Source organism: Micromonospora sp. DT43 (assembly GCF_049841645.1).
Lineage (GTDB): Bacteria > Actinomycetota > Actinomycetes > Mycobacteriales > Micromonosporaceae > Micromonospora.
Genome location: NZ_JBNCKR010000002.1, coordinates 627,969 through 646,995, shown reverse-complemented (window position 1 = coordinate 646,995; position 19,027 = coordinate 627,969). Strand labels below are relative to the sequence as shown.

16 protein-coding genes are annotated in these 19,027 nt (G+C 71.7%); 11 read left to right on the top strand and 5 right to left on the bottom strand.

Translation table 11 applies throughout. The features are described 5' to 3' along the window. Positions 1-50 precede the first annotated feature (50 nt). The 4 genes from ACLQ26_RS06940 to ACLQ26_RS06925 all read left to right on the top strand — a co-directional run bounded on the left by ACLQ26_RS06940 (position 51) and on the right by ACLQ26_RS06925 (position 3,289). Entirely contained in the window at positions 51-848 is a 798-nt protein-coding gene (locus ACLQ26_RS06940; RefSeq protein WP_425743787.1) for a helix-turn-helix domain-containing protein, read from the top strand. A 121-nt stretch (positions 849-969) separates the two neighbouring features. Next, a complete protein-coding gene (locus ACLQ26_RS06935) occupies positions 970-2,085 on the top strand; it encodes a carboxymuconolactone decarboxylase family protein (protein WP_425743637.1) in 1,116 nt (371 codons plus the stop codon). 110 nt (positions 2,086-2,195) lie between these two features. Continuing rightward, entirely contained in the window at positions 2,196-2,753 is a 558-nt protein-coding gene (locus ACLQ26_RS06930) for a hypothetical protein (RefSeq protein WP_425743636.1), read from the top strand. A 2-nt stretch (positions 2,754-2,755) separates the two neighbouring features. Next, positions 2,756-3,289, top strand: coding sequence for a copper resistance CopC family protein (locus ACLQ26_RS06925; RefSeq protein ID WP_425743635.1), 534 nt, complete (start codon positions 2,756-2,758; stop codon positions 3,287-3,289). 69 nt (positions 3,290-3,358) lie between these two features. Here ACLQ26_RS06925 and ACLQ26_RS06920 read toward each other — a convergent pair whose 3' ends face one another. Next, positions 3,359-3,658 carry an alpha/beta fold hydrolase gene (locus ACLQ26_RS06920; protein ID WP_425743634.1) on the bottom strand — a complete coding sequence of 100 codons (300 nt, stop codon included), beginning with the start codon at positions 3,656-3,658 and terminating at the stop codon, positions 3,359-3,361. 16 nt (positions 3,659-3,674) lie between these two features. Continuing rightward, the gene (locus tag ACLQ26_RS06915; RefSeq protein ID WP_425743633.1) at positions 3,675-3,977 is read right to left on the bottom strand and encodes an alpha/beta fold hydrolase; all 303 of its coding nucleotides are present in this window, start codon (positions 3,975-3,977) and stop codon (positions 3,675-3,677) included. A 259-nt stretch (positions 3,978-4,236) separates the two neighbouring features. Between ACLQ26_RS06915 and ACLQ26_RS06910 the strand changes: the two genes are divergently transcribed. The 5 genes from ACLQ26_RS06910 (at position 4,237) to ACLQ26_RS06890 (ending at position 8,729) form a co-directional block, all read left to right on the top strand. After that, entirely contained in the window at positions 4,237-4,566 is a 330-nt protein-coding gene (locus tag ACLQ26_RS06910) for a hypothetical protein (protein WP_425743632.1), read from the top strand. 127 nt (positions 4,567-4,693) lie between these two features. Next, positions 4,694-6,130: an MFS transporter gene (locus ACLQ26_RS06905; RefSeq protein WP_425743631.1), complete on the top strand. Its 1,437-nt coding sequence runs from the start codon at positions 4,694-4,696 to the stop codon at positions 6,128-6,130. Between the two features lie 39 nt (positions 6,131-6,169). Continuing rightward, complete coding sequence (locus ACLQ26_RS06900; RefSeq protein ID WP_425743630.1) at positions 6,170-6,979, top strand: TIGR03084 family metal-binding protein; 810 nt, start codon at positions 6,170-6,172, stop codon at positions 6,977-6,979. Positions 6,980-7,259: 280 nt separating this feature from the next. Next, positions 7,260-8,243 carry a DUF1702 family protein gene (locus ACLQ26_RS06895; RefSeq protein WP_425743629.1) on the top strand — a complete coding sequence of 328 codons (984 nt, stop codon included), beginning with the start codon at positions 7,260-7,262 and terminating at the stop codon, positions 8,241-8,243. 36 nt (positions 8,244-8,279) lie between these two features. Then, the gene (locus tag ACLQ26_RS06890) at positions 8,280-8,729 is read left to right on the top strand and encodes an SCP2 sterol-binding domain-containing protein (protein WP_425743628.1); all 450 of its coding nucleotides are present in this window, start codon (positions 8,280-8,282) and stop codon (positions 8,727-8,729) included. A gap of 57 nt (positions 8,730-8,786) precedes the next feature. On the opposite strand, the gene ACLQ26_RS06885 is transcribed toward ACLQ26_RS06890, so the two are convergent. The 3 genes from ACLQ26_RS06885 to ACLQ26_RS06875 are packed head-to-tail and all read right to left on the bottom strand — an operon-like array spanning position 8,787 to position 11,976. Beyond that, entirely contained in the window at positions 8,787-9,776 is a 990-nt protein-coding gene (locus ACLQ26_RS06885) for a carboxymuconolactone decarboxylase family protein (protein WP_425743627.1), read from the bottom strand. Then, the gene (locus ACLQ26_RS06880) at positions 9,773-11,410 is read right to left on the bottom strand and encodes a GMC family oxidoreductase N-terminal domain-containing protein (protein ID WP_425743626.1); all 1,638 of its coding nucleotides are present in this window, start codon (positions 11,408-11,410) and stop codon (positions 9,773-9,775) included. The genes ACLQ26_RS06885 and ACLQ26_RS06880 overlap by 4 nt, the downstream gene beginning before the upstream one ends. Then, entirely contained in the window at positions 11,407-11,976 is a 570-nt protein-coding gene (locus ACLQ26_RS06875) for a DUF5987 family protein (protein ID WP_425743625.1), read from the bottom strand. Before ACLQ26_RS06875 ends, ACLQ26_RS06880 begins: the two co-directional genes overlap by 4 nt. Positions 11,977-12,262: 286 nt before the next feature. Here ACLQ26_RS06875 and ACLQ26_RS06870 point away from each other — a divergent pair, with 286 nt between their 5' ends. Both ACLQ26_RS06870 and ACLQ26_RS06865 read left to right on the top strand, forming a co-directional pair. Further along, positions 12,263-13,246, top strand: a complete 984-nt coding sequence (locus tag ACLQ26_RS06870) for a DUF1702 family protein (protein ID WP_425743624.1) — start codon at positions 12,263-12,265, stop codon at positions 13,244-13,246. Beyond that, entirely contained in the window at positions 13,243-19,026 is a 5,784-nt protein-coding gene (locus tag ACLQ26_RS06865; protein WP_425743623.1) for an SDR family NAD(P)-dependent oxidoreductase, read from the top strand. The genes ACLQ26_RS06870 and ACLQ26_RS06865 overlap by 4 nt, the downstream gene beginning before the upstream one ends. Position 19,027 lies beyond the last annotated feature (1 nt).

The following is a 19,027-nucleotide window of genomic DNA, read 5'->3' as shown; positions in this document are numbered from 1 at the left end:
TGACTGCCACGAGTTGAATGGTTCAGCGGAACAGCGTTCGGGGGAGTGTCATGAAAGACGTTTCCGAGCAAGCGGTACTGCGCGCAGTCGCGGCGATGCACGACCGCATGGGCGAACAGTTGACCGTCGATGACATGGCCCGCGCCGCAATGTTCAGCAAATTCCACTTCACACGCATCTTTCGGCGGGTGACCGGAGTTTCACCGGCTCGCTTCCTCTCGGCGCTGCGCCTGCAGCGGGCGAAGGACCTGCTCATCACCACGTCGATGAACGTCGCGGACATCAGCGTCCGCGTGGGATACAACAGCGTCGGTACGTTCAGTTGGCGGTTCAGCCGCAGCGTCGGTATGTCGCCCACCGCGTTCCGCCGACACGCCGGCTACACGCAGTCCATCCGCCCGCATTTCGAGTGGCGCTCCGGGCGCTCGTCGAGCGGCCAGGTGTCGTGCCAGGTCCGCCTCGCCGAAGACGACGGCCAACAGCTCATTTTCGTCGGTCTGTTCAGCGGCCGTATCCCGGAAGGCCGTCCGGTGCGGTGCGCCGTGCTGCAGCAACCGGGCTGGGTCCACTTCGACGCGGTTCCCCTGGGCTCCTGGTACCTGTTGGCCCAGTCGGTGTCGGCCGAATCCGACGGCGCCGACGTGGCCGATCGTGCCGTCTCGGTCGCGACGTACGGCCCGCTCACGGTCCGCGTCGACTCGAAGGTCACCGCGGACATGGAGCTGCGGCGCAGCAGCGCACTGGATCCGCCCGTGCTGCTTGCCCTGCTCGACGCGCGCAAGTACGCGCTGAGCCAGGCCCAGCACGGCAGTGCCGCGGTGCGGGACCGGGTGGGCGCGGCCGCCTGAGTGCGCCGACCCGGATGGCAGGAGGCGGCCGAGCCGGCCGCGGGGGCTCGGCTGGTGCGCGGTAAGCGTCCCCCGCCCGCTGACAGCGGGAGCAATCGGCGAATCGACGCGGGAGGTCCTGATGGTGGCGAGACGGGTCGCGTCCTCGGTCGCTCAGAAGCACGTCAAATTCCTTACCGTCGTGCCCGCCACGACGGCACGCGGACTCGTCGCCGCGGTGTACCGCCAGGTCGCCGAGGAATATCAGATCGTGGTGCCTCCGGCGTTGCTGCATTCGCCGTCCGCCGACGTCCTGGCGGCCTACTGGGCCATCACCCGGGAGCCGCTGTTGCCGGCCGGCGTGGTGGACCGCGCGGTCAAGGAAGCGGTCGCGGCGACGGTGTCCGTGGCCAACACCTGTCCCTACTGCGCCGATCTGCACGTGGCCGGCCTCTTCGAACTCTCCGGCGAGCGCGACGCCGAGGCGATCGCCGCCGACCGGCCGGACGGCATCGACGACATCCGGACGCGCCGCATCGTGCAGTGGGCCCGAGGCGCACACCGTTGCGACGGACCGCCGCTGCCACCCGACCTGTCCGAGGTGGAACGCGCCGAGCTGGTCGGTGTCGTGGTGGGTTTCCACTACCTGAGCCGCGTGGTAAACGTCTTCCTCGCCAACTCACTGCTACCGCAGGGCCTCGGCCCGCGCGCGCGGCGCCGGCTCAATCAGGGGCTCGGCCGCGTGCTCCGGCCCACCCTCCGGGGACAGCACGTCGCCGGTCGAGCCACCCGACTGCTCGACGCGGCGACGCCGACCTCGGACGTGAGCTGGGCCTCGGGCAGCCCGCGGATCGCGGACGCGATGGCCCGGTCCTACCGCGTCTTCGAGGTCGCCGGGGAGCGCTCGCTCGACCCCGCGGTCCGCCGCCTCGTGCAGACCCGGCTCGACGGATGGGCGGGGGAGGACGCCGGTCTCAGCACCCGCTGGTGCGAGGAGCTGATCGAGTCGCTGGCCGCGCCGCAGCGAGCGGCGGCACGCCTCGCGCTGCTGAGCGCGTTCGCCTCCTACCGCGTCGGCCCCGAGGTCGTCGAGGAGTTCCGTCGGCACCACCCGGCGGACGCCACGCTTGTCGACGTGGCCGCCTGGGCCAGCTTCGCCGCAGCCCGTCAGATCGGCGTCCGCCACAGCGCACACGAGAAGAAGAACGACGGACATCTCTGGCCTGACAATGGCGCTGGCGTGTCTCGCGGGTCCTGAGAGGCGCGTGCGAAGTGCCAACGTCGGTGGGAACCACTGTCGTTTCTCGTTGGCCCCCGTGCTGCGGCGATGCGGCACGTGGATCGAACCCCACGGAATAGGAGAACCGAATGGTGGTCGCACCGGTTCGCACCCTCAACCATGCCCACCACCGGGCAGCGCTCGGTGGCTTCCTGGCAATCACGCTCGCGCACTGGGCCGAACACCTGGTCCAGGCGTACCAGATCTGGGTGCTCGGCTGGGCCCGCCCGCAGGCGCGCGGCGTGCTCGGGCAGTTCCTTCCGTGGCTGGTGACCTCGGAATGGATGCACTACGGGTACGCGCTAGTCATGTTGGTCGGACTGTTCCTGCTCCGACCCGGCTTCGTCGGCCGGGCCCGGACCTGGTGGACGGTCGCCCTGGTGATCCAGTTCTGGCACCACATCGAGCACTTCCTGTTGCTGTTGCAGGCGCAGATGCACACCAACTTCTTCGGTGCGGCGGTGCCGACAAGTGTCCTGCAACTGATCTATCCGCGCGTCGAACTGCACCTGTTCTACAACTCGGTCGTGTTCCTGCCGATGATCATCGGGATGTATCTGCACCTGCGCCCGAACGATCGGGAGCTGGAGCAGACGCGCTGCAACTGTGTGCAGACGCAGTCGCACCCCAGCGTCGTACCGGCCTGACCGTGTCTCGTCGGACCCGCCTTCTCGTCGCCGCCGTGCTGGTCCTGCTGCCACTGGGTTGGCTCGTCGCGGTCACCGGCCGCGCGCCGGCGGTACGCCTCCTGGGCAGTTCGCCCGCCGACGCGCAGAGCCTGACGATCGCTCCGGGCGAGGCACGACTGAACCTGTCGGCGGCCGCCGACCCCGCGCTGTCGCACCTCTCGGTCGTCGACAGCGCGGGGCGGCGGGTGGACTCCGGTGCCGTGACCGCCGGGCCGGGTGACATCCTGCGCGTGCCCGTGCGCATCGAGGCCAACGGCACGTACACGGTCGCCTACCACGTCATCGGCGTCGCCGGCGGGCAGACCAGCGGCGTCATCCGCTTCGCCGTCGGCACCCGGGCGTCCGGCGCCGCGGACGTGGACGCCGGGCACGAGCACGAGCACGGCGTCGACGGGCTCAGCGCGGTACTGCTCCTGATCAATTTAGTCACGGTCGTCGTCCTGGCGATCCTGCTTGTCCGCCGACCAGCGCCCCGCCGCGCACCTCCGCGGTAGCGCCTGTCGACAGGCCGCACGGGGCGAGGGCCCCTGGATGCCGCGACATCCGGGGCCCTCGCCGTGCGTTCAGCTCCGCAGGGTCGCGACGAACGAGCGCAGGTCACCGACCAACAGGTTCGGCTGCTCCATGGCGGCGAAGTGGCCACCCCGGTCGAACTCGGTCCACTGCACGATGTTCGGGAAGCCGCGCTCGGCGAAGCGCCGGACCGGCTGTCCGGGGTCACGGGGGAAGATCGCCACGCCCAGGGGCACCGGCAGGGGCGGCGGGCGCGGCGGGGGCGTCTTGGCGATGGGCAGCAGCTCGGCGTTGCCGTAGTAGAAGTGGGCCGACGAGGCTCCGGTGCCGGTCAGCCGGTACAGCATCACGTTGGTGAGGATCCGGTCACGGTCGATCGCCTCCTCGGGAGCCTTGGCCGAGTCGCTTCATGTACCCGGACTGGTCTTCGACGTAGTTCATCAACAGCCGCAGCCGGTTCCCCTCGACCTCGGTCAGCCCGGCCAGGTCGGCGGGATCGCCGGAGGGCGGCGTCGGCAGGAAGTTCACGTGCGCGCCGATGACGTGCTCGTGGTCGATGCCGGCCAGCACCAGGCTGATCCAGGCGCCGAAGTCGCCACCCTGGACGACGTACCGCTCGTAGCCCAGGCCGGCCATCAGCTCCGCCCAGGCGGCGGCGACCCGCGGCATGGTCCAGCCCGAATCTGCGGAAAGGCGTTGAGCCGGGTCTCGGCGGCACGCCAGTCGTAACCGGAACGGAACGCCATTCCTCGCCACAGGGAATATCGCGGCGGCGTCCGCGGACCATGTTAGCGATGCGAAGGCCGACCGGAAACGCTTGCGGAATCTATTTTCGGGACAGAGCATTCTGGAAGAATAATTGACGGTTCCTGTCGATACCATTAACCGGCAACAATTGATTCTAATCCCAATCCAGGAGCTGACGGTAATGGGCATTCCGCTGATTGCGCATGCCGTGGTCCTCGGCGGCAGCGTCGCCGGATCGCTGGCGGCGGGGGTCTTGTCGCCTTCGGGCGAGAGGGTCACCGTCGTCGACCGCGACGACCTCTTCGGGCTTGGCGAGCACGTGCGTTCCGGTCCGCCGACGCCGCGGGCCTTCTTTCGCGACCTGTCCCGGCTCATCGATGCGCCCTGGGACATCTCAGCCGGAACCGACCTCGGCTTCCCCGGTGTCGTGGGGCGACGGTCGGCACGGTGCGGATGGGCAATCTCTACACCCCCCGCCTGCAGGCGGCAGCGGCTCACGACGGCGTGCTGACGACTGCCTTCCTGCGCTCCGCGGGCCTGGTCGACCCGCCGCAGGCACTCATGCGTCCCGCAAACATCTCTCGCGTGCTGCGCACGCGGCGCTGACCCCTCCAGCCATCGAGACGAAGGACTGCGACATGGACACAGCTCAGCTCGCCGGCACCGTAGCGCCACCGGACTCGCGCCGATGGTGGGCGCTCGTCCTGCTGTGCACCGCGAACTTCATGGTCATCCTCGATTCGCAGATCGTCATCCTGGCGCTGCCGACGATCGGCACCGAACTCCAGTTGACGCCCAGCGCGGCCCAGTGGGTGCTCAGTGCCAACCTCGTCACCTTCGGTGGCCTGCTGCTGCTCGGTGGCCGAGCCGCCGACCTGCTCGGGCGTCGCCGGATGTTCTTCGTCGGCACGGTGCTGTTCCTGCTGGTCTCGCTGGCCTCGGGCTTCGCGTGGAACGGTGAGGTGCTCATCGCCGCCCGGGCCCTGCACGGCCTCTCGGCGGCCCTGATGACGCCTACCGCGCTCTCGATCCTCACCAGCATGTTCCCCGAGGGCCGCGAGCGGCACCTCGCCCTGGCCGGCTGGGCCGGCATCGCCGGTGTCGGCGCGACGGTGGGTCTGCTCGTCGGTGGCTGGCTCACCAGCAGCTTCGGCTGGCCCGCCGTCTTCTTCGTCAGCGTGCCGGTGGCACTTCTGATGCTGGCCCTCATCCCGGTCCTGCTCCGCGAGAGCAGGGACCTGAACGTCAGGCGCACGTACGACGTAGCGGGCGCCGTGACGAGCACCGCGGCGCTCGTGCTCGTGATCTACGCACTGGTGACCGCGCCGGAGGAGGGCTGGCTCAGCGTCCAGACCCTGGGCACCTTCGCCGCCGCGATCGTGCTGGCCGGAGTGTTCGTGGCCGTCGAGGCCCGGTCCAGTGAGCCCCTGCTGCCGCTGCGGATGCTGCGCTCGGCGACTCTGGTCGGCGGCAACCTGGTCATGGCAGCCATGATCATGTGTGCCTTCGGGATGTCGCTGGCGATCGCCCAGTACACCCAGGGCCCGCTCGGGGACACCGCGCTGGAATCCGGCATCCGGCAGTCGATCATGCCACTGATGGCGTTGGTCGGCTCGTACGCCGGGCAGTCGTTCATCACCCGGTACGGCTTCCGGCCGGTCGCGGCGATCTGCCTCGTCCTGCTCGGGGCGGGCAGCCTGCTGCTGGCGCAGGCCGTGGCGTCAGGTGGCTCGTCCGTCGGGCTGTTCATCGGGCTGTTTGTCTTCGGCGCCGGCCTGGGACTCGGCACGGTGGCTGCCTCGGCGGCCGCTCTCGCCGGTATCGCCGAGACCGATCTCGGCCTCGCGTCGGCGATGAACGCCGCCTCCCAGGAGATCGGCGGCGGTCTGGGGATCGCCATCGTGTCGACAGTGCTCGTCTCCTTCTCGACCAGCGCCGAGCCGGCGGCGGGCTTCCGCCCCGCGTTCATCACCTGCGCGATCTTCACCGCCCTCGGGCTCGTCATCGCCATCGCCCTGCTGGGCGGACGCCGGCAGATGGCCCCCGCGGATCTCGCGACCGCCCCTCGGCACTGATCCAACGCTCCGGACGTCATCGAACTGAGAGGCAGAACCGTGACCCAACAACAGCATCCCCAGGTGATAGCCGACCTGGCGGCCGACGGCGACGACCTCGACCGTCTGGTCAGCGGCCTCGATGTGGCCGCCTGGGCGCTACCGACCCCCGCGCCCGGCTGGACCGTCGCCCACCAGATCGCCCACCTCGCGGCCACGTTCCGCATGGCCGGACTGGCGGCAGCGGACCCCGACCAGTTCGTCGCCATGACGGGACGCCTGGGCGCCGACTTCAACGCCAACGTGACAGCGGCGCTGTCCGGCTACCTTGCCGAGGAGCCGGCCGAGTTGTTGCGGCGCTGGCGTGACGAGCGGGCGTGGGCCGAGAAGTCGCTGGGCGCCCTGCCGATGAACCAGCTCGTCCCCTGGTTGGTACGCCCGCTGCCGGCGGCGGTACTGGCCATGGCCGGGATGATGGAACTCTTCGCCCACGGGCAGGACATCGCCGACGCTCTCGGCGTCCGGCGTACGTTCACCGACCGGATCGGGCAGATCGTGGGGTTCGCGGTACGGACCTGGGACTTCGGTTACCAGGCGCGCGGCCTCGAAACCCCGGACGTCGAGTTCCGCTTCGAGATCACCGCGCCGTCGGGCGCGCTGTGGGAGTTCGGCCCCGCGGAGTCGCCTGAGCGCGTCACCGGGCCCGCGGAGGACTTCTGCCTCCTGGTCACCCGCCGCCGGCACCGCGACGATCTCGCGGTCCGTGCCCAGGGGGAGATCGCCACGCACTGGCTGGAGATCGCCCAGGCCTATCGGGGCCCCGCCGGCCCCGGCCGCGAGCCGGGTCAGTTCGCGGATCGAACCAACTGAACCGAGTGTCGTCGCCGGGTGGACCCACCCGGCGACGACGCCCGGGTAGCCGCCGATGATCCCGCTCCGCGTCGATCGCACTGTCGACGCGGAGCGGGATCCCACGCCTGCGGCCACGACGGGAATCTGCCCGTCCCGACCGTCCGCGACCACCTCGGAAGCCCCGGCACAGGGCTCGGAACCGACCGGGCACGCTCGGAGACGCGCGGCTCCCCGAACCCGGCGAGGATGAAATCGCCCCGGTGACCGCCGCCGTGGCACCGAACGAAGGGTGGCCGGTATGTCGAGAGTGTTCGGGTCGATGCGCCGCATGGTTCTCGCGCCTTCGCTGGAGCAGGTCTCCTTCGCCGCGCTCGGATTCCCGGTCACGGCCTCCGCCACCACGGTCCACCTGGAGGCGATCCCACAGGCGGTGGTCTGCGGCTTCGAGTGGGGAATCGAGGGCCCGAGCGTCGCCGAGCTGGAACGCCGGCTCGCTCTCGTGGACCCGGAACGCCGTGGCTTCGCCTACGAGGGCGCGACGATGGCCTACACGGTCCTCGACGCGACGGCCGGCGGTTCCCGTACCCGTGAGCTGCTGGAAGGGCCGGGGCGCCCGCACTACTTCCTCGCCTGCATCGGCATCGGCTTCGCGATGGCCCGGCTGCCGCGCGTGTTGTGGCGCAAGGTGCTGCCCGACCTCACCGGGATCCCGTACCACCCGACGATGAGCTGGCTGGCAGTCGACGGCTACGGCTTCGACAAGGCGTACTTCGACCAGAAGACCTGGATCGTCGGGCAACGGAGGCCCCGGCCGTACCCCTGGCAGGGGGACGCCGACTACTTCCCACGGGCGTTCGACCAGGGAGTCGGCCGGGCGCTGTGGTTCCGGCACGCGGCCGATCCGGCGGCGGTGTCGGCGACCGTCGACGGCTTCGCGGCCCCGCGCCGCGCGGACCTGTGGAGCGGTGTGGGACTGGCCGCGACGTTCGCCGGCGGATGCGACACCGCGGGCTTCGAGTCGTTGCGGGCGCTGGCCGCCGAGCACGGCCCGCACCTCGCCCAGGGAGCGGTCTTCGCGGCCAAGGCGCGGACGTGGGCGGGCTACTGCCCGGAGCACACCGAGACGGCGGTGCGGGCGCTGACCGGCCTGTCGTCGGAGGCCGCCGCCGAGCTGGCCGACGCCGCGGCGCGCGACGGGCACGGCACTGGCCCGGCCTACGAGCAGTGGCGGCGGGTGATCCGCGAACGGATCGCCCAACCCGCCGGCGTCAGCGACAGCTAGGGCCTGTTTACGGACGATGACCAAAGGAGCCTGGAGATGACCACCGACAACGCCGATCCGGCGACCCTGGCACCTCGCGACCTCGCCATCTTCGTCAAGCGCACCCCGCTGCCGGAGGTGCGCGCGCTGATGGGCGGGGAGCGCCGGGACGCCCTGCTGCGGGAGGTCTTCCGGCGGATGCCGGACGTGTTCCGGGCCGACCGGGCCGCCGGTCTCGACGCCGTCATCCACTGGGTCATCGGTGACCGGCCCGACGGCGGTGCCGACCGCTACCAGTTGGAGATCGCGGACGGGAGGTGCCGGGTGTCGCCGGTCGCCGATCGCGAGCCGAACCTCACGCTGACGATCGGCGGCGCCGACTTCCTGCTGGTGGTGACCGGCAACGCGCATCCGGTCGTACTCACCATGAAGGGTCGGCTGCGTACCCGGGGCGACCTCGCGCTGATCGCGAAGTTCCCCTCCCTGTTCGACGTGCCGAAGGTCTGAGCGCACAGCGAGGCCGGCCCCGGCCGTTTCCGGTCGGGGCCGGCCGACGCGCGCCGGTCAGGCGGCGGCCTCGTACGCCGTGGCGAGCGCGTCACCGTGCCGGCGTGCCGCCGTCAGGGCGGCCCAGGCCGCCAGGCCGAGCAATCCCGCGTCGTCGTGGCCCTCGGCACGGACCGCTGCCACCGCCGAGTCCGGCACCCGGTACGAGGCGAAGGCGACGAGCATCGCCAGTCGCCCGGTCGCCCGGTCCGCGGAGGGCAGGCCCGCCAGCCGCGAGTTGAGCCAGTCCGTGGCCCCCGCCAGGTCGCCCGGGGCGGCGCCGTCGACGAGGCACTCACGTACCAGCTGCCGGACGGCCGGAGGCACCGACCGCTGCCCGGCGTCCTCGATCACCGCCGCCGCCCCGGTCATGGCGGCCGCGACGTGTGGCAGCCCCGCCGCCCACCGAAGGTCGTCCGGCAGACGCCGTACCGCGCCGACCGTCCCGGGCAGCAACGGCAGGGACTGCCCGGCCACCGCCTCCCGGCCGGCCAGGCCACCCAGCAACCGTGCCGCGACGCTCCGGGCGCCACCGCGCAGGGGAGCGGGAACCGTCGCCAGCGGTGAGTCCCGCAGAAAGACGTTCACCATGCGGTTGAGGTAGTGGAAGTCGACGGCCACGCCGATCAGCTCCGGCGACAGGACCGCCGGCAGCGACGGCGGCGCGGCACCCCGACGCCCGAGCCCACGTACGGCTGCCTGGTGGACCTCCACGCAGTACGGACAGGCGTTGGCGGCCGACACCGCGGCGGCCACCGCTTCGCGCTCCCGACGGCTCGTCGTGCCCGAGACGAGCAGGGTCTCGCGCAGGATGCACCAGGCCGCGGCGAGCAGTTCCGGCGCGGCGGCGTGCAGGGCGATCGGCGGTGCGAGCAGACCGAAGTCGCGCTCGACCTGGTCGTACACCCGGCGGACCCGCACCGGCGCGGTCTCCGGAGGAACCGGGGAGACGTGTCGCAGGTTTGCGAAGGTGGCCCGCCGGGTGAGCCTGGCGACTGTGAAACTCATGACACCAGGCGAGCGACCGCGCGTCGTCCCGCGGTCTCGCCGTCCGGTGACGGCGCGCCGTAGGTCACCGCGACGCCCCGGTCCCGCGCGGCCCGGACGATGCCCGGCATGGCGCGTTCGGCGAGGGCCGCGATCGTCGAGGCCGGGTTGACAGTCAACGCGCCGGGCACCGCGGATCCGTCGGTCACGAAGATGCCCGGGTGCCCGCGCAGCTCATGGCGGTCGTCAAGTGCCGAGGTGGCCGGGTCGTCGCCGATGCGGCACGACGCGAGGGGGTGCACGGTGTACGCACCCACCAGGTCGTTCGTCCACGGCATCACACGGGACAGCCCGTCGCGCTCGAGAATGTCCTTGACGTCGGCGTCGGCAAGCGACCATCCGCGCCAGGTGTTCGCCGTGGGCCGGTACCGCAGCGGGCCGTGGCCCAGCATCTGCTGGGAGAAGCGATGGGCATTGCCGGTCTCCGGCGGCGGGCCGAAGACGCCCTCGTTGTCGTCCTCCGACATCGTGAAGATCGTCAGCCACGACTGCCAGTGGCGCAGCATCTCCTTCTTTCCCCGGCCGAACCAGCTCGGGCTCGCGTCGGGCACCTGCGCCAGGATCGTGCCCAGCGCGGGCGGGAAGTAGAGCTGTTCGAGCGAGTAGCGCTCGAACTCCGGCAGGTCGCCGTCGAGCCGGTCCCAGCTGGCTACCGTCGGACCCCGCCCGATCTGGTACGCCTCGTAGGCCCGGCCGTCCGGCCGCGACAGCTTCAGCACTTCGCGGACCCGGTCCTCGTCGAACACGGCCGTGTTGAGGCGTTCGCCGTTGCCGGAGAAGTACCGCCCGACCGCGTGCGGCATCCGACCCAGATGGGGCTCCGAGCGTTGCAGGATCACCGGCGTGGCACCCGCACCCGCGGCGAGTACGACGATCTTCGCGTCGATGGTCCCCTCGCCGTGCAGGATCCGGTAGTCCTCCTCGTCGACCACGCGATAGTGGACCCGGTAGCTGCCGTCGGCGTTACGGACCAGGTGCTGCACCTCGTGCAGCGGCCGGATCTCGGCGCCGTGCGCCAGCGCGGCCGGCAGGTAGTTGAGCAGCAGCGAGCGCTTGGCGTCGAAGCGGCAGCCCGCCATCATCCAGTTGCAGTTCGTGCACATGTCCACGTCGATCGCCGACGGGGCCGGATTGGCGGTACGACCGGCGTGGTGGCAGGCTGCGGCGAACAGGCCACCGGCGTACGGCACCCGGTCCCAGGTCTGTTGGGTCACCGGCAGCGCCTCGGCCACCCGGTCGTACCAGGGTTCGAGAGTGTCCCGGCTGATGGCGGCGGGCCACATGCGTCGCCCGATGCTGCCGTGGCGCTCGAAGACGAACCGTGGCGCCCGCGGCATCGTGGCGAAGTAGACCACGCTGCCGCCACCCACGCAGTTGCCGCCCAGCACGCTCATGCCGTCACCGATGACGAAGTCGAAGACCCGGGTGTACGACGCGCCCAGCTTGAAGTCGTGCTCGAAGTCGTCGGCCTTCAGCCACGGGCCACGCTCGAAGACCTTCACCCGGGCCCCGCCGGCGGCGAGGTGGTAGGCCGCGATGGCGCCGCCGAAGCCGCTGCCGATGACCAGGACGTCGGTGGACTCGGTGGCCGTCATGCCGGACTCCCCGTGGCGGTGGTGGACGGATGTGGGTTGGCGAGCTGCCGACCGTAGGAGAACGCGGGGAAGCGCCAGAGCCCGTCCGGCTCGGGCGTCTCGTACCCCATCGCCAGCAGGCCCGGATGCCCCGCGGCCAACGCGTCCACCGTGTGCAGGTGCGGCGCGCTGTCGAAGGCCATGTTGCAGAAGAGCGCAAGCCCCACCCACATCTGCTTGTCCGGGTGATCGGGGCTGGTCAGCTTCTCGATCAGGGCGGTCCGGGCATCGAACGGCAGGCCCACGAACGGCGGCAGGTCCGGCTCCAGGTCGAGGCCCGTGGCGGCGGCGTGCTCCCGGGCGTACTCGTCGAGCTCCACGCAGATCGTCTCCAGCGCCGGGGCCAGCCCTCCGGCGGGGTCTTCGAGCAGTTCGATCGCGCCGCCCGCGACGGCACCGCCGCCGACGTCGACGCCGGCGATCGCCGCATCGTCAGGACCGCGTTTCTCGCCCGGAATGATGGTGTCGGCGAATGCCTCCAGAACCATCGTCCGCATCCGGTGTTCGGCCGCTTCGTCGGATTCCACGGCACGCTCCTTCGGGGGAAGTCCGGATGTCAATTCCGGAGGTGTCGTTCGGATGCCAGTCATCGTGGTATCGGGGAGCCCCTCGCGTCCATCTCCTGTGTTGCGCTAACCGGACCCTGCTGGTAATTCCCGCTGTCCACTATCCACTCAAACACTATTGAATGGCTATGAGCTGCGGATACCTGCCGTCCATCAGGTGCCGCCGGCAACCGCCGCAATGCAGGAGAAGTTCCGCTCCGCATAGTCGCGTAACAATGAGGTCTCAGCGGGAGGGCCGGAGCATACGATGAGTTCATTGACCAGACTTCGACGCCGTATTCTGACCCCCGACGTGGGGCAGACCAAAATCAGCACGCGGGGATTCCACCTCAAGGACGAGCAGGCCCGCGAGCGCCTGGAAACAGTCGGTAGTTCGTTCCTGCACGGATATGGTGCCGCCGCCGAGGCGAGCAGCCCGGCAGAGGCGGCGCCCTCGGTCGAGGCCACGCCGGCCGCGTACCGGGGCTTCGCCTACGAGGGCGCGGCGATGGCCTTCGCCATCCGCGACGCCCTGCCCGGACGTCCGCGGCACGTCGCGCGGTTCCTCGCCGACCACGACGAGCACGTCTACATGGCGTACGTCGGGGTGGGCTGGGCGATGGCCCGCCTGCCCCGTCTGCTGTGGCACCGCCTGTACGCCCCGGACCCGCTGCTGCGGTGGCTCGTCCTCGACGGGTACGGGTTCCACGAGGCGTACTTCAAGACCGACAGGTACGTGCGCCAGCGGCGCCGGCCGTCCACCTTCGAGTGGCCGGCCGACGGCCCCCGGGACTACTCGGTGCGCGCCATCGACCAGGGCATCGGTCGCGCCTGCTGGTTCGTGGCCGGAACGGACCCGGAGCAGCTCGTCCGCCTCCTCGACGCGTTCCCCGCCGACCGCCGCCGCGACCTGTACGCCGGTGCCGGCCTGGCCGTCTGCTACGCGGGCGGCGCGAGTGAGCGGGAGTTGAACTGGCTCGCCGAGTGCGCGGGGACGTACCGGCCGGACCTCGCGCAGGGCGCGTCGTTCGGCGCCGCGGCCCGGCAGCGGGCCGGTCTGGTGCTGCCGCACAACGAACTGGCGACCCGTGTCCTCTGCGGCATGACGGTGAGCGACGCGACACGGGTGACCGACGAGGCGCGGGTCGGGCTGCCTCCGGACGACGTCCTGCCCGCCTACGAGGTGTGGCGCCAGCGCATCAGGAACGCCTTCGACACGTCGCCAGCGACACGAAAGCTGAGTGAGCAATGACAAGTATCGCCGTGGTCGGGATGGCGTGCCGCTACCCCGACGCCCGTTCACCGCAGGAACTGTGGGAGAACGCGATCGCGGGTCGCCGGGCGTTCCGGCGGCTCCCCGACGTCCGCATGAACGCCGACGACTACTTCGACGCCGACCCGGCCGCCCCGGACCGCTTCTACGCGCGCAACGCCGCCGTCATCGAGGGCTACGAGTTCGACCGGGTCGGCTACAAGGTCGCCGGGAGCACGTACCGGTCCACCGACCTGGCCCACTGGCTGGCCCTGGAGACCGCCGCGACGGCACTTGCCGACGCGGGTTTCCCGGCCGGGGAGGGGCTGCCCCAGGAGCGTACGGGCGTCATCGTGGGCAACACGCTCACCGGTGAGTTCTCCCGCGCCAACCAGATGCGGCTGCGCTGGCCGTATGTGCGGCGGACAGTGGCGGCGGCTCTGCGGGCGGAGGGCTGGGACGACGAGAAGCTGTCCACCTTCCTCGCCACCTACGAGGAGGCGTACAAGAGCCCGTTCCCGCCGGTGAACGAGGACACGCTCGCCGGCGCCCTGTCCAACACGATCGCCGGCCGCATCTGCAACCACTTCGACCTCAAGGGTGGCGGCTACACAGTCGACGGCGCCTGCTCGTCGTCCCTGCTGTCCGTGGTGACCGCGTGCCGGGCGCTGCTCGACGGGGACCTGGACGTCGCGATCGCCGGCGGAGTCGACCTGTCCATCGACCCGTTCGAGGTCATCGGCTTCGCGAAGACCGGCGCTCTGGCCACCGGCGAGATGCGGGTCTACGACCGCGCCTCCAACGGTTTCTGGCCCGGTGAGGGCTGCGGCATGCTGGTCCTGATGCGCGCCGACCAGGCCGCCGAGGCTGGTCACCGGATCTACGCCTCGGTGGCCGGGTGGGGCGTCTCCTCCGACGGCCGCGGTGGTATCACCCGACCCGAGGTCGACGGCTACCAGCTCGCCCTGCGCCGCGCGTACGACAGGTCCGGGTTCGGCATCGACACGGTCGGGCTGTTCGAGGGGCACGGCACCGGCACGAAGGTCGGGGACACCACCGAGCTCACGGCGCTGTCCAGCGCGCGCGAGGCGGCGAATCCCGACGCGCCACCGGCCGTCATCGGCTCGGTCAAGGGGATGATCGGTCACACCAAGGCCGCCGCCGGCGTGGCCGGTTTCATCCGCGCCGCCATGGCCGTGCACCACGAGGTGCTTCCCCCGAGCGTCGGCTCCGTCGACCCCCACGAGCTTCTCGCCGCCGACGGCGCCCGGCTGCGCACCCTGCGCAAGGCCGAGGCGTGGCCGAGCGCGGTGCCGGTACGGGCCGGCATCACCGCCATGGGCTTCGGCGGCATCAACACGCACGTCGTGCTGGAACGCCATGGCCCGCGCCGGCCGGTGCCGGATCGCCGCGTCCGTGCCCTGGCCGCCTCCGCCCAGGACGCGGAGCTGCTGCTGGTGGACGCGGCCTCCGCGCGGGAGCTCGCCGTCCGGCTCGCCGAGCTGAGCACCTTCGTGTCCACGATCTCGTACGCGGAGCTGAGCGACCTGGCGGCGACGCTCCACCGCGACCTGCAGGACCGGCCGTTCCGGGCCGCGGTCGTGGCCTCGTCACCCGAGGAGGCGCGGCGGCTGCTGACGGCGGCCCGCGAGGCCGTCGAATCCGGCGAGACGAGACTGATCCGCCCCGACGGCCGGTTCCTGCTCGGGCACGTCAGCGGTCCGGCCCGGATCAGCTTCCTCTTCCCGGGGCAGGGTTCCGGACGCGGCGTCAGCGGTGGCGCGCTGCGGCGACGGTTCGCCGAGGTCGAGGACGTCTACCTGCGCGCCGCGCTGCCCACCGGTAGCGACGTCGTCGCGACCGAGGTCGCCCAGCCGCGCATCGTCACCGGATCACTGGCCGGGCAGCACGCCCTGTCGCTGCTCGGCATCGAGGCGTCCACCGCGATCGGGCACAGCCTCGGCGAGATCGTGGCCCTGCAGTGGGCCGGCGTCATGGACTCCGACACGCTCCTGCGCGTCGCGGGCGTCCGGGGCCGGACCATGGCCGGGCACAGCCAGGCCGGCACGATGGCCGACATCGGCGCGCCCCCCGAGACGGTCGACGGGATCATCGCGGGGCTTCCGGTGGTCGTGGCCGCCTACAACGGGCCCGAGCACACAGTCGTCTCCGGGTCGGTCGACGCGATCGAGGCCGTCTGCCACAAGGCGCGGTCCGCCGGCCTGAGCGCGACGCGGCTGCGGGTCTCGCACGCCTTCCACTCCCCGCTTGTCGCCCCGGCCGCGGACACGTTCGCCGACGCCCTCGCCGGCGAGGCCTTCCACCAGGTCGGCGCCCGGGTCGTCTCCACAGTCACAGGTGAGGTGCTGCCCGCCGGCACCGACGTGCGTGACCTCCTGCGCCGCCAGATCACCGACCCGGTCCTGTTCCACCAGGCCGTCGCGTTCGCCGCCAAGAGCACCGACCTGTTCGTCGAGGTCGGGCCCGGCCGGGTGCTCACGGGACTGGCCACGACTGTCACTGACGTCCCGGCGGTCGCGGTGGACACCGACAACGACTCGCTCGTGAGTCTGCTGCAGGTCGCCGGCGCCGCGTACGTCGTCGGCGCGGCCCCGGCCCCGGCGGCGCTGTTCGACGGGCGGTTCGTGCGGCCGCTGGAGGTCGGCGCCGAATTCTCCTTCCTGACCAGCCCCTGCGAGCAGGCGCCCGAGCTCGACGCGGCGATCGAGCGCGGGCCCGCCGTGGCGCAGCCGTCCACCACCGCCGACCCGGTCGGAGTCGGGGAGGAGTCCACCGAGGACCTCATGCGGCGGCTCACCGCCGAACGCGCCGAGCTGCCGATCGAACTCGTCCGGCCGGACAGCCGCCTGCTCGACGACCTGCACCTGAGTTCGATCACGATCGGTCAGGTGGCCAACCAGCTCGCACAGCGTCTGGAGCTGCCACCGGCGCAGATGCCTGTCAACTTCGCTACCGCCACCGTCCGGGAACTCGCGGAGACGATGGAGACCCTGGCGCGTACGGCCAGGGACAGCGACGCCACCGCCACGCCCGTGGTGGCGGGTGTGGCCGGTTGGGCGCGGCCCTGGCGGCTCGACCTCGACGAGGTGCCGTTGCCGGCGGTTCCCGGCGACGCCACCGCCGCGAACGGCCGGTGGCACGTGCACGCGGCGGCCGACCACCCGTTCGCCGCCACCCTCGCCGTTTCGCTCGAACAGGCCGGGCTCGGCGGCGGCGTCCTGGTCTGCCTGCCGCCGGACTGCACCGAGGAGCAACTGGAGCCGGCCCTGCGGGGAGCGCAGCGGGCCCTCGCGGCCGGCACCACCCGCTTCGTCCTGGTCGGGAACGGCAGGGGCGCGGCGGCCATCGCCAGGACGTTGCACCTCGAGGCGCCGTCCGTGCTTGTCACAGTCGTGCACCTGCCCGCCGCCGACGACTCGGCGGTGGAGTTGGTGGTGCGGGAGGTCGCCGCGACGACAAGCTTCACCGAGGTGCACCACGAGGACGGGGTGCGGCGCGTACCGACGCTCCGCGCGCTGCCGGTACGCCCCGCGACGACAGAGGCCCCGCTCGGCGCCGACGACGTGCTGCTGGTGACCGGTGGGGGCAAGGGCATCACCGCCGAGTGCGCCCTCGCATTGGCCACCGACAGCGGCGCCAGTCTGGCGGTGCTGGGCCGTTCCGATCCCGCCGAGGACGCCGAGCTGGCCGCGAACCTGGCCCGGATCGCCGCCGCCGGCGTCACAGTGCGGTACGCCCGCGCCGACGTCACCGACGCGGCCGCCGTCCGGCAGGCGGTGGGGGACCTCTCCGCCGAACTCGGGCCGGTCACCGGTGTCCTGCACGGCGCCGGTCGCAACGAACCCGCCGGACTGGCCAGCCTGGACCCGGCCGCGTTCCGCCGCACCCTGGCACCGAAGGTCGACGGTCTGCGCGCGGTGCTGGACGCGGTCGACAAGTCCCGGCTCCGGCTGCTCGTGACGCTCGGCAGCATCATCGGCCGGGCGGGGCTGCGCGGCGAGGCGCACTACGCCACCGCCAACGACTGGATGGCCGAGGAGACCACTGCCTTCTCCCGGGCGTACCCGGACTGCCGCACCCGATGCCTGGAATGGTCTGTCTGGTCGGGCGTCGGCATGGGCGAACGGCTGTCGGTCGTCGAGTCGCTCAGCCGCGAGGGCGTCACGCCCATCACCCCCGACCAGGGCATCGCGATCCTGCGGCGTCTGGTCGCGGACACCACGGCGCCGGTCGTGGTGGTGATCAGCGGCCGCACCGAGGGCATCCACACCGTCCGGTACCACCAGCCGGCGCTGCCGCTGCTGCGCTTCGTCGACCGCGCGCTGGTCCGCTACCACCAGGTCGAACTCGTGGTGGAGACGGAACTCAACGTCGGCACCGACCGCTACCTCGAAGACCACGACCTGGACGGCAACCTGCTGTTCCCCGCGGTGTTCGGGATGGAGGCCATGGCACAGGTGGCCGCGGCCCTGTCCGGCGCCGACGTCCTCCCGGTCATCGAGCGGGCGGAGTTCCTGCGGCCCATCATCGTCGCGCCGCACGGGTCCACGAGGATCCGGGTGGCGGCCCTCGTCACCGACGACGACGTCGTCGAGGTCGCGATCCGTAGCGAGGAGACCGGCTTCACCGCCGACCACTTCACCGCCCGGCTGCGCCTCGGCGCCGACGCCGTGCCCGACGGCCCTCCGGACCAGGTGCCGGACGGTCTGGCACCGGCCTCCATCGCCCCACTCGACGACCTGTACGGCGGCACCCTGTTCCAGGGCGCCCGGTTCCAGCGGATCCGGCGGTACCACCGGGCCGCCGCCCGTCACGTGGACGCGGTCGTGGAGGCCGACGACTCGACGGCGTGGTTCGCCCCGTACGTCTCCGCGACGCTGCTGCTGGGCGACCCCGGCGTCCGCGACGCGCTGATGCACGGCAACCAGGTGTGCGTGCCGGATGCCACGCTGCTGCCCGTCGGCGTGGAACGCATCCACCCCGGCGGGGAGAAGCTGTCGTCCGCCCGCGAGCTGCGGTACTGCGCCACCGAACGCGAGCGCGACGGCGACACGTACGTCTACGACATCGCCCTGCGCACGGAGTCCGGGATGACAGTCGAACGGTGGGAGGGGCTGCGGCTGCGCGCGGTCCGCAAGCAGGACGGCGCCGGCCCCTGGGTGGCGCCGCTGCTCGGCCCCTACCTGGAGCGTGCGCTGGGAGACCTCGGGCTCACCGACGTCGCCGTCGCCATCGAGCCCGACGACCCGTCGCCGGAGCCGGGCGAGCACTCCGTCACGCGGCGACGCGACAGCGCCCGCGCCGTCGGGCAGGCGCTCGGGCGGCCTGTCGAGATCACCTACCGGCCGGACGGTCGACCCGAGGTCGCCGGGGAGCACACCGTCTCGATCGCGCACGGCGCCGCAGTGACCCTCGCCGTCGCCGGAGTGGGCGTCCTCGGCTGCGACCTGGAGAGCGTGGCGCGGCGCGGTCCCGAGGAGTGGAAGGGCCTGCTCGGCCCGCACGCAGCGCTCGCCGAGCAGCTCGTCGCCGACTCGGGCGAGGACGCCGACACCGCCGCGACCCGGGTCTGGACCGCGGTCGAGGCGATGCAGAAGGCCGGCCTGCCGATGCGCGGCCCACTCGTCCTGGGCGGTACGGCACGTCCCGGCTGGGTGCTCTTCGCCGCCGGCGGCGCTCGGGCCGCCTCGTTCGTCACGAGCCTGCGCGGCAGCGACGGACGCGTCGTCATCACTGTTCTGGCCGGTGCGGAGGGATGAG

Coding starts and splice junctions, on each gene's coding strand:
- ACLQ26_RS06910 (WP_425743632.1), top strand. CDS start 4,237: ATGGGCATTCCGCTGATTGCGCATGCCGTGGTCCTCGGCGGCAGCGTC.
- ACLQ26_RS06935 (WP_425743637.1), top strand. CDS start 970: ATGGTGGCGAGACGGGTCGCGTCCTCGGTCGCTCAGAAGCACGTCAAA.
- ACLQ26_RS06885 (WP_425743627.1), bottom strand. CDS start 9,776: ATGAGTTTCACAGTCGCCAGGCTCACCCGGCGGGCCACCTTCGCAAAC.
- ACLQ26_RS06865 (WP_425743623.1), top strand. CDS start 13,243: ATGACAAGTATCGCCGTGGTCGGGATGGCGTGCCGCTACCCCGACGCC.
- ACLQ26_RS06895 (WP_425743629.1), top strand. CDS start 7,260: ATGTCGAGAGTGTTCGGGTCGATGCGCCGCATGGTTCTCGCGCCTTCG.
- ACLQ26_RS06890 (WP_425743628.1), top strand. CDS start 8,280: ATGACCACCGACAACGCCGATCCGGCGACCCTGGCACCTCGCGACCTC.
- ACLQ26_RS06870 (WP_425743624.1), top strand. CDS start 12,263: ATGAGTTCATTGACCAGACTTCGACGCCGTATTCTGACCCCCGACGTG.
- ACLQ26_RS06915 (WP_425743633.1), bottom strand. CDS start 3,977: ATGCCGCGGGTCGCCGCCGCCTGGGCGGAGCTGATGGCCGGCCTGGGC.
- ACLQ26_RS06880 (WP_425743626.1), bottom strand. CDS start 11,410: ATGACGGCCACCGAGTCCACCGACGTCCTGGTCATCGGCAGCGGCTTC.
- ACLQ26_RS06940 (WP_425743787.1), top strand. CDS start 51: ATGAAAGACGTTTCCGAGCAAGCGGTACTGCGCGCAGTCGCGGCGATG.
- ACLQ26_RS06930 (WP_425743636.1), top strand. CDS start 2,196: ATGGTGGTCGCACCGGTTCGCACCCTCAACCATGCCCACCACCGGGCA.
- ACLQ26_RS06905 (WP_425743631.1), top strand. CDS start 4,694: ATGGACACAGCTCAGCTCGCCGGCACCGTAGCGCCACCGGACTCGCGC.